This window comes from Ekhidna sp. (assembly GCF_039960695.1).
Lineage (GTDB): Bacteria > Bacteroidota > Bacteroidia > Cytophagales > Cyclobacteriaceae > Ekhidna.
Genome location: NZ_JBDVKP010000015.1, coordinates 58,646 through 65,917, shown reverse-complemented (window position 1 = coordinate 65,917; position 7,272 = coordinate 58,646). Strand labels below are relative to the sequence as shown.

At 41.0% G+C, this 7,272-nt stretch carries 5 protein-coding genes; 4 read left to right on the top strand and 1 reads right to left on the bottom strand.

Translation table 11 applies throughout. From position 1 onward, the window contains the following. Positions 1-1,001 (top strand): RHS repeat-associated core domain-containing protein (locus ABJG98_RS09790; RefSeq protein WP_348279329.1); only part of this gene is annotated, 1,001 nt, incomplete at its 5' end. A gap of 2 nt (positions 1,002-1,003) precedes the next feature. Beyond that, a complete protein-coding gene (locus tag ABJG98_RS09785; protein WP_348279328.1) occupies positions 1,004-1,420 on the top strand; it encodes a hypothetical protein in 417 nt (138 codons plus the stop codon). 130 nt (positions 1,421-1,550) lie between these two features. Here ABJG98_RS09785 and ABJG98_RS09780 read toward each other — a convergent pair whose 3' ends face one another. Then, positions 1,551-2,570: a LacI family DNA-binding transcriptional regulator gene (locus ABJG98_RS09780; RefSeq protein ID WP_348279327.1), complete on the bottom strand. Its 1,020-nt coding sequence runs from the start codon at positions 2,568-2,570 to the stop codon at positions 1,551-1,553. A 216-nt stretch (positions 2,571-2,786) separates the two neighbouring features. Between ABJG98_RS09780 and ABJG98_RS09775 the strand changes: the two genes are divergently transcribed. After that, positions 2,787-4,313, top strand: a complete 1,527-nt coding sequence (locus tag ABJG98_RS09775) for a hypothetical protein (RefSeq protein ID WP_348279326.1) — start codon at positions 2,787-2,789, stop codon at positions 4,311-4,313. 70 nt (positions 4,314-4,383) lie between these two features. Then, the gene (locus tag ABJG98_RS09770) at positions 4,384-7,095 is read left to right on the top strand and encodes an alpha-amylase family glycosyl hydrolase (RefSeq protein ID WP_348279325.1); all 2,712 of its coding nucleotides are present in this window, start codon (positions 4,384-4,386) and stop codon (positions 7,093-7,095) included. The last annotated feature ends 177 nt before the right edge of the window (positions 7,096-7,272 follow it).

Here is a 7,272-nt window from a genome sequence, read left to right as displayed (position 1 = left end):
GTTCAGCGGCAAAAAGTACCGGACCTAATACGTCTGAAACGCTCAGCATCGATGACATCATAGCGGATCAGGAGGGGTATATTTTGGCGTATTTGAGCAATGAAAACCAAGAAGCTTTCACGGTTCATTTTGATGATTTCACGGTGTATCATGGCAAGACGAATGTGGTGAGTACGCAGGATTACTATCCTTTTGGGCTGACGTTTAATGAAAGTAGTAGGGTGGCTAGTAAGGAGCAGAGGTTTAAGTACAACTCCTTCGAGTATATACCTGAACTTCAATGGACTGACTATGGTGCAAGGATGTATGATGCTGCTATTGGAAGATGGAATGGTATTGATCCTCTTTCAGATAAGTATAGGTTAATATCTCCCTATAGCTATGTGGCTAACAATCCACTTAGTTATATAGATATTGATGGAAGAGATATTAAAAATCCAGATAAATATGTGATAAGTAATAAGAAATTTATTAGAAAGTTAAAGCAATTCGATAGGGCTCTTGCTAAGATAGCTGGTGTGAATAAGTCGAGTTATAGTCTTATTATAACTGGTGGTGACAGATATAGAAAGAATGGTAATATTTTGTCAAAAACAAATGATGATCCAATTCCTCAATCTGATCCAGATAGTTTTCACCTTCAAGAAAATGGAGCCACTGGCATAGATTTTAGAAAAGCTAAATTTTCAGACGAACAATTAAAAGCTGCTGCAGAAGAAGTAGGTCTGCAATTTCAGGGAGGATATAATGATAAACACTTCCATCTTGAGTCTGAAGATTCAGAAATAATTGATTCGTATAAAAACGACCAATATGCAGATAAAGATTATGTACCTTCAGATTATGAATTGAATAATGAAGAGGATGATAGCAAAGAATCAGCTAATAATGAATCTGATCCAAAACAATTCCTGTTTAATCAATTTGTACGTGCCGCAAGTACAGGAAATCTGGAACTGGCACAGATTTTGGCAGATCAACTAAATGAAGATGATAACTAGCGATGAAAAGAATTATTAAAATTTTTATAATAGCCGTTCTTTTTTCTTGCAGTCAGAGAGGGTTTGCACAAATACCGAACTACTACTTTGATATTGTAGATGTGTATCAAACACCATTTTCCTTAAAGAAGACAGAGGAGGGATACGTTAGTTACAGATTGCTGAAGGTAAGAGTTGAAGAGACAAATTATCTTGTTGTTGAGCATTTCAAAGTGATTTTCAAACCCAAGAGGTCTAGAGAACTTATCTGTAGCTATTATTTGGATGAAGATGATTTTGATTTGTACTCGTTTAAAAAAGTAAATATCGTCGAGTGGAAGGCATTAAATAATTTTAATATCTCATTGAATGAAGGACTCTGTTATTCGGTTCAATTAAGTGATAGCGAAGAAAATGTAGATGTCAAAAGATGTGAGTAATTAGTTGATACTCCCCCTCAGAGTCTCCAACTAGCGCAAGCGTCCGCTTGTGCATTTAAATTGAGTATGAGGCATTGTCTACCATCTGGCACGGAAGTTACTTCCGTGCCAATAGAAGCATTCACTCCTTTCAAGACCTCCTCGAAGAATCTCGTGCCAACAATGTCGTCGGTAGCTTCATCTGCTCAAAGTCTACACCCTCCTCACTTTCTACTTGCTTCAGCAACAGCTCCGCCGCATGCTGCCCCATCTCAAACCCTGGTTGCTCAATGGTAGATATGGAAGGATTGGTCAATGCGGTAAACTGCCAGTTGCTAAAACCCACCACACCAAAATCCAGTGGTACGTTCTTCCCATACTTCTGTGCTGCCTTGATCGCTCCCATGGCTGCCAGATCGTTTGAAGCAAATAGCGCGTCCAGCTTCTCGGTCTTAAACAGCTCAAACGTGGCTGCGTAAGCGTCACTCTCATTTGATGCTTGATTATAAATGATCAAATCCTCATTTACCTTCATGCCTGCATCTTCATGTGCTTTTCGAAAGCCATTGAGTCGCTCACTCGTTATGTCCAGATTCTCCGGACCTGCCAAATGCCCAATCTGCTTATACCCTTGCTTGATCAAATGCTCCGTAGCCTGATAGCCTCCCAAAAAATCATCAACAGTCACTTTGCTGGTTTCCAATGTATCCGCCACACGATCAAAAAACACGATCGGCAGGCCCTTTTGCATCATCACTTCAAAGTGTGTGTAATCGAAAGACTCTTTTGACAGAGATACTAGCACTCCATCAACTCTATTATTGAATAGCGTTTGTATGTTCATCATCTCCCGCTCAACCGACTCGTTGGATTGTGTGATGATCACATTGTATCCACGGCTCTGAGCAATGTCTTCAATACCACTGATTACAGTGGAGAAAAAGAAGTGTACAATCTCCGGCACAATGATGCCTATCGTATTGGATTTACTGTACCTCAAACTGAGCGCCAAAGAGTTCGGCTGATAGTTCAATTCTTCAGCAACACGCCTAACGGCTTTCTTGGTCTCTTCACTGATCTCAAAATGGTCCTTCAAAGCACGTGAAACCGTTGATGGTGATATACCCAATTCTCTAGCTATGTCTTTGATGGTAGTTGTCTGCCTTTTCATGCAAGAAAGATAGGTAAATGAGTCAATTTCGTTTACCCCCTTTTGTAAAAGTCTGAAACGCAAACGTTTGCAGAAAAAAAAGTCCGTAAAAACTTACCAAAACTGTTGTTTGGGATTTCTGAATTCGTAAAATTCGGTAAGTGAGTGTTGAGAGAATGTCAATTTTTCAACTAAAAGACTCTAAAAAATTAACTTAAAATTTAACAATAAATTACGATGAAAAATGCACTAAAATCCCTGAGTTTTTTTATGGTTTTGGGGACCTTAATTTTCATCTCATCGTGCGGAAGCGATGACGGTGGAGGAATTATAATTGATGATGGTGGCGGAGGCTCCTTTACAGTCGCTGATGGTTTCTATATAGCAGGCGTTACTGCTTCTGATACTACCATCGCAAATGCCTTTGTATTAGGTGCTGCAACAGTGGAAGGAGAAGGATTTGCTGCAACAGCACGTGACGATCACAGAGCTGGCTACATGTATCTGGAAGCAGGAAGTTACATCTTTGCTGAAATTGATGAGCAAGAGATTGTAAGCATTGAGGGCGGGGTATCCTCAGTAGTGGATTCAACCGGTACGTGGGCGGAGGCCTACACATTCATTGATGTGGTTGCCAATGGAGCTGCTTTTTCAATCACAGAAGACGGAGTTTACCATGTGATATATGATGGACAAACTGATGAGGCATTTATTGTTCGCATCACATCATGGGGCATCATTGGAGGCGCGGTTTATGAATCTGTTTGTGTTTCAAATGGTTTCAATGCGGATATTGATCTGGACGTAGTTTCAGAATCTGCAACTGGATCTACCTGGTCAGCCACTGGAATAATTGTAAGAGATGATCAGTTTAAATTCAGATATAATAATAACTGGACGATTGGAGAGTATAAATCATTTACCAACCTGGGCGAATCGCTTTCTGTTCTTGTTCCTGGAGGAGCTAACATTCAAAATACAGAAGACGGAATCTACGACGTAACATTGGCTATGGACGCGAATGGCGTATTTTCAGCGACATTAACAAAAACAGGTGATTCTGATCAATGTACATTTGATGCTGACAATTTCCCATGGGGAATCATTGGTTCCGGTACTCAGGGAACCATGACAACGACTGGTTGGGGTGACGACAAAGACTTAGTCTACGTTGGACAAGTAAGCGGAGCAGATACTTGGTTAGGTGTATTCCCAATTGCAGGTGGTACTACTGACAATGAGTTCAAATTCCGTACGGATGATACCTGGGCTTCTAAACTCATTCCTAACTCTACCACTTATACTGACGATACAGGAAACATCACTGACAATGCAGACAGCAATGGTGATGGAAGTTGGTTCCTTGCAGATGGCGCATCTGGGTTGATCTATGTTAAAATAACTACTTCAGATCAAGGTGGCACATGGAACATTGATTTCAGCGATGCAGAATTCCAGGTCATTGGAGAGGGAAGCCCTGTAGGTAACTGGGACGCAGGAAATGGCATTGCAATGACATACAATGATGATCTGGCATCTGCCACACTAGCAAATGGTGCTTATACTACTGCTGGATGGAAAATCTTTGTAAACCAAAGCTTTGACTATAACCTGGGTGGATCACTTGATGGAAGCACTGCATTAGAATTTAACAACAGCACTTTCGTGCTTGGTGCAGCTGATAATTATTCAGTGACAATATCTACAGCTGACGGTGGCGTAACATATACTGCTACTGCCACTTCAAATGCTGGAAGACAATAAGTTCTCATATTAGTACGTAACAAAAGGCTGCCCGACTTTGGGCGGCTTTTTTTTAATCTAAATTTCCCCAATGAAATACATACTCACCATTTCTATTGCACTCTTCACATCACTTGCTTTTGCTCAAACCAGCATTGAACCAACCATTGAACCGGCCTTTTTCTCAGCTGATGAAGAGATTACCATAACTTACGAAACCACAGGTACTGCTCTTCAAAGCCTCTCAGATGCCTGGATCTGGATGTGGGTGCCAAGTAAAGGAATAGACGCACCTTCCAATGTGAATCCTGCCAATTCAAATACAGCTGCCACAAATCCAGCAAAATTTACACGGTCCACCGGACCTCAAGGAGAGGTTTATTTTTCAATCACCTTGACACCAACTGATTTTTTAAATACTTCAGTAGAAAACATTGAAAGTATCGGAATGCTCCTGAAAGGAAATGACTGGAGCAATGGACAAACCAGCGATTTTGTAACCGACATTACTGATGGGTTTACCATCGTAATGGACAACCCAAGTGGCAACTATGGATTTTATTCATCGGCAACCACGATTGATATCGACATAAGAACTTCCGAAACATCAGACATTGAAATATTAGTAGACGACACGCCAATAGCTAGTGTCACGGGTCAAACCGAACTCAACACGACGCACACAATCATCGACGATGGGGACGTGCACGTCATCAAGGCACAAGCCACAAATGCTACCGAAACTGTTGAGACAACTTATTCCTACACGCTGACACCTACACCTGCATCTACTACCCTACCCGCAGGAATGGAAGACGGGATCAATTATGGTGTTGACAATACAAGCGCGACTTTGGTGCTAAGAGCTCCAGGCAAAGAGCACGTCTTTATAATCGGTGATTTCAATGACTGGTCCTTGAGCAGTGATTATCTAATGAATAAAGATGGAGAAGTATTTTGGCTTGAGATAAATGGGCTTACTTCGGGACAGGAATATCAATTTCAATACCTGGTGGATGGAGAAATAAAGATCGCAGATCCATACGCGGAGAAGATCTCCTCTCCGTTTGATGATCCAGAAATCATTGCAGATAATAGATATCCTAACCTTATAAACTATCCCAGCAATGAAACCTCGGAAGCTGTCGCTATCCTTCAAACAAACAGAGCACTCTTTTCCTGGTCTGACTTCACCAGACCAGCCAACGAAGATCTTGTGATCTATGAATTACTCATTCGAGATTTCACGGAAGAACGAACCTATGATGCCGTAACTGAGCGACTGGACTATCTGGCCGATCTCGGCATCAATGCCATCGAACTTATGCCTGTCCAGGAATTTGAAGGAAACCTGAGCTGGGGATACAACCCGGCATTCATGTTCGCAATAGACAAATATTACGGAACAGAGCTAGATCTGAAGACGCTCATTGACGAGGCACATAAGCGTGGGATAGCTGTCATCCTTGATATAGTGCTCAACCATCATTTCGGCAGGAATTCACTTGTCAGGCTTTACAACGAAGGCCTATATGGCAATCCCACATCAGATAACCCATGGTTCAATACGACACCAAAACACGACTTTAACGTGGGCTATGACATGAACCATGAAAGCCAGTACACCAAAGACTATACAGACAGAGTTGTTAAATACTGGCTCGAAGAATACAACATCGATGGGTATAGGTTTGATTTATCAAAAGGCTTCACTCAAAGGAACACGCTCGGAAATGTAAGTGCTTGGGGTAACTATGATGCCACGCGAATAGCTCTGTGGAAAAGAATAGCGGATGTCATCTGGGCTGAGGACCCTACCGCCTACATCATACTGGAACATTTCGCAACCAATACAGAGGAAAAAGAACTCGCAGAATATGGAATGATGCTTTGGGGTAATATGAACCATACCTATATCAATGCTGGAAAAGGCAATCCTACCTCACTCAGCCAGACCTATTTTGAAAACAGGGGCTGGTCCGAACCACATCTGATTTCCTACATGGAAAGTCACGATGAAGAACGCTTTATGTGGGAATTAAAAAAGAGTAATAGCAATCATGAATCACTGGAGCGAGCCAAACTTGCGGCAGCATTTTTCTTGACCGTTCCGGGGCCCAAAATGATTTGGCAATTTGGCGAGTTGGGATACGATGAGGAGTTAAACAATGATCGATTAGGCATTAAACCAACACGGTGGGAATATCTCGAAGATTTTAACCGAAAAAAATTATTTGACCTTTACAAATCATTGGTGCATTTGCGTACAGAAACAAATTATGTCAACAAGGATTATTTCGAATGGAATACTTCAGGAGACATTAAGACCATAAACCTTACTCATCCTGATGTAGAAATTTATGTGATTGGCAACTTTGATACAGAAGAGCAAGCAGGCAATCACACGTTCTCCAGTACCGGAACATGGTACAATTACTTCACAGGAGAATCAATAGAAATTACAAACACCGCAGAAGAGGTGACTTTATCACCTGGTGAATGGTACATGTATACCTCCGAGTTAATTGACAACTACATCGAAGATCAGCAGATTACCCTTAGTTCCACTGATGACCTAACTGATCACATATATGTATATCCAAATCCAGCTTCTGAGATATTAAATATTCAGAAAAATTTAAGAATCACAGACTATCAACTATCTGATTTGTCTGGACGAATTCTTCAAAAAGGTCTACTTTCTGATGGACAGATCAATGTACGAACAATGAATCCTGGAGTTTATCATCTTACCTTGAGAAATTCCACCGAAGAATTTAAAACTAAGATCGTAATCAAATAGTTGGTAATCGTAAACGTTTTCGGTGCGTTCCAATGAATTAAGACTGCTTTTGTGAGACCAGAAATACGCAAACGTTTGCGTAGAAAAATCCACTAAAAAGCCCTGTAAATCATGGATTTACGTTCCGAAATTGGTAAAATTGAAATTGCAAACCAATGATAATTTCTGGATTTATAT

What these genes read in the sequence shown, in the direction of transcription:
- ABJG98_RS09785 (WP_348279328.1), top strand. Translation starts at nt 1,004, where the DNA reads ATGAAAAGAATTATTAAAATTTTTATAATAGCCGTTCTTTTTTCTTGC.
- ABJG98_RS09780 (WP_348279327.1), bottom strand. Translation starts at nt 2,570, where the DNA reads ATGAAAAGGCAGACAACTACCATCAAAGACATAGCTAGAGAATTGGGT.
- ABJG98_RS09775 (WP_348279326.1), top strand. Translation starts at nt 2,787, where the DNA reads ATGAAAAATGCACTAAAATCCCTGAGTTTTTTTATGGTTTTGGGGACC.
- ABJG98_RS09770 (WP_348279325.1), top strand. Translation starts at nt 4,384, where the DNA reads ATGAAATACATACTCACCATTTCTATTGCACTCTTCACATCACTTGCT.